Source organism: Pseudomonas profundi (assembly GCF_008638305.1).
Taxonomy (GTDB): domain Bacteria; phylum Pseudomonadota; class Gammaproteobacteria; order Pseudomonadales; family Pseudomonadaceae; genus Halopseudomonas; species Halopseudomonas profundi.
The window spans coordinates 1-342 of the sequence record NZ_VTPZ01000056.1 but is presented as its reverse complement, the minus strand read 5'-3'; the positions used below and the strand labels follow the sequence as shown (position 1 = coordinate 342).

The following is a 342-nucleotide window of genomic DNA, read 5'->3' as shown; positions in this document are numbered from 1 at the left end:
CGCCGCGCTGGTTGATCTACGCGGCGAACTGCTGGCCAGCTTCAGCGAAACGCTGGAGCGCATTGGCATGCTCGATCCCTTCCAGGTGCGCGGCATCGTTGCCGGCTTCTGGTATCAGAGTAAATATGACTTCCTTGGCCTGATGGCGCGCGGCAGCCGAGGCGTAATAGATGCCTGGCGCACCAGCATCGTTACCGCCATGGAAGACAAGGCCAGCAAGCACAGCCCGCTGGAACACAAGCTGGTCAAGTTCCTGCTCGATGATTTCGTTGGCACGCTTGCCGAGCTGGAAGCGAAGAAAACCGAACTTGAAATCCAGATCAAGGCCGCCACCCCAGCCAA

At 59.1% G+C, this 342-nt stretch carries 1 pseudogene; it reads left to right on the top strand.

From position 1 onward, the window contains the following. A pseudogene (locus FZE95_RS19555) lies at nt 1-342 on the top strand (SAM-dependent DNA methyltransferase); the annotation flags it as partial.